At 58.6% G+C, this 2,321-nt stretch carries 2 protein-coding genes; both read left to right on the forward strand.

Annotation, left to right across the window (positions count from 1 at the left end):
* Window positions 1–1,482: IS21 family transposase (istA, locus tag AC1DYR_RS22230; RefSeq protein WP_477706985.1), on the forward strand; the 1,482-nt coding region annotated here is incomplete at its 5' end.
* The gene (gene istB, locus AC1DYR_RS22235; protein ID WP_477706986.1) at window positions 1,472–2,263 is read left to right on the forward strand and encodes an IS21-like element helper ATPase IstB; all 792 of its coding nucleotides are present in this window, start codon (window positions 1,472–1,474) and stop codon (window positions 2,261–2,263) included. The genes istA and istB, both read left to right, overlap by 11 nt.
* Window positions 2,264–2,321: the final 58 nt, after the last annotated feature.

Raw genomic sequence — 2,321 nt, forward strand, 5'->3', positions numbered from 1 at the left:
GTACAGGCCTGGCTCGGTACAGGCCTGGCTCGCAACACAATAAAGAAGCACCTTCGATCGGAAGAGAGCGAGCCCAAGTACCCAAGGCGGGTCAGCTCCAGCAAGCTCGATCCCTACGCCGAGAAGCTGGCCACCTGGCTAGGAATCGAGGCAACAAGATCGCGGAAACAGCGGCGCACTTTGAGGCAGATCCACACAGATCTGGTATCCCTCGGGTTCGACGGCTCGTATGGAAGGGTGGCGGCGTTCTACCGGAAATGGTGCACGGAGCGCCAAGAGGCACTTAAAACTGCCGGCCGCGGCACGTTCATCCCGCTGGTATTTGGGCCCGGAGAGGCGTTCCAGTTCGACTGGAGCGAGGACTGGGCGATGATCGCCGGCGAGCGCACCAAGCTGCAGGTGGCGCACTTCAAGCTCAGCCATAGCCGGGCCTTCAGCGTCCGGGCGTACCTGCTGCAGACGCACGAGATGCTCTTTGACGCCCACAACCACGCCTTCGGCGTGCTGGGCGGCATTCCAAAGCGCGGCATCTACGACAACATGAAAACGGCTGTGGACAAGGTTCGCAGCGGCAAGGACCGGGACGTCAACGCCCGCTTCAACGCCATGGTGAACCACTACCTCTTCGAGGCCGAGTTCTGCAATCCGGCCTCCGGCTGGGAGAAGGGCCAGATCGAGAAGAACGTCCGTGACTCCCGCCACCGCCTCTGGCAACCCATGCCGGCCTTCGGCACCTTGGTTGAGCTCAATGAGTGGCTCGAAATGCGCTGCAAGGCCCTCTGGAAGGAGATCGTGCACGGCAAGCTGCCAGGCACGGTGGCCGACGTGTGGGCCCAGGAAAAGCCCTTCCTGATGCCGCCTCCGCCAGCCTTTGATGGGTTCGTCGAGCACACGAAGCGCGTCTCACCGACCTGTCTCGTGACTCACGAACGTACCCGGTACAGCGTTCCGGCGTCATTTGCCAATCGACCTGTAAGTCTTAGGGTTTACGCAGACCGCCTGGTCGTTGCTGCGGAGGGACGCGTGGTCTGTGAGCACACAAGAATCATCGATCGCCGCCACGACGGGACAGGGCACACCATCTATGACTGGCGCCACTACCTGGCTGTGCTGCAGCGCAAACCCGGCGCTTTGAGGAATGGCGCTCCATTCACCGAATTCCCGGCTGCCTTCAAGCGGTTGCAGGCATTGCTGCTCAAGAAGGCCGGCGGAGATCGCGAGATGGTCGAAATCCTGGCGCTTGTACTGCAGCATGACGAGCAAGCGGTGCTGGCAGCCATAGAGACCTCCCTGGATGCTGGGGTTCCAACCAAGACCCACATCCTGAACGTGCTGCACCGCCTGGTGGATGGAAAGACCGCCGTTCCTGAGGTCATCGCCCCTCAGGCCCTGAAGCTGGCCAGGGAGCCACAGGCCAACGTCGGGCGCTATGACTCGCTTCGGGAGATCGAAGAGAACCAGGAGCTGCGCCATGGCACGTGATTCCGCCTCAAACTCAATCGTGGCCCTTCTAAAGGGACTCAAAATGCACGGCATGGCCCAGGCTGTAGCCGAGCTGGGGGATCAAGGCGCCCCTGCGTTCGAGGCCGCTCAGCCGATCCTTGCCCAGTTGCTCAAAGCCGAAACCGCAGAACGTGAAGTGCGGTCCATGGCTTACCAGATGAAGTTGGCCAGGTTCCCGGCATACCGGGATCTGGCGGGCTTTGACTTTGCCCACAGCGAAGTGAACGAGGCAATGGTGCGCCAGTTGCATCGATGCGAGTTCCTCGACAAGGCTCAAAACATCGTTCTGGTTGGTGGTCCAGGCACCGGAAAGACTCATTTGGCCACTGCGATAGGGGTTCAGGCTATTGAGCATCACCATTTGCGTGTCCGGTTCCTCTCCACGATCGAGCTGGTCAACGCTCTGGAGCTTGAGAAGGCCAATGGCAATGCAGGACAGATCGCTCATCGGTTGATGTATGTGGATCTGGTGATTCTGGATGAGCTGGGCTATCTGCCGTTCAGTGAGTCAGGAGGCGCGCTCCTCTTTCACTTACTTTCCAAGCTCTACGAAAGAACTAGTGTCGTAATTACGACCAATTTGAGCTTTGGAGAATGGGCCAGTGTCTTTGGTGATGCAAAAATGACGACTGCTCTTCTGGATCGACTCACCCACAGGTGTCATATCCTTGAGACTGGAAACGACAGCTATCGGTTCAAAAACAGCTCTGCAAAGACTCAGCCCAAAAAGGAGAAAACCAAGAACTTATCCACATCGTGAGCACCTTCTGCTCACAAAGAGTGTGGGTCAATATTCGATGGAAAACTCGGGTCAGACT

The sequence above is a fragment of the Polaromonas sp. P1_F9 genome (assembly GCF_056405615.1).

Excerpts from the sequence above, each read along its gene's own strand:
- istB (WP_477706986.1), top strand. The coding sequence starts at position 1,472 with ATGGCACGTGATTCCGCCTCAAACTCAATCGTGGCCCTTCTAAAGGGA.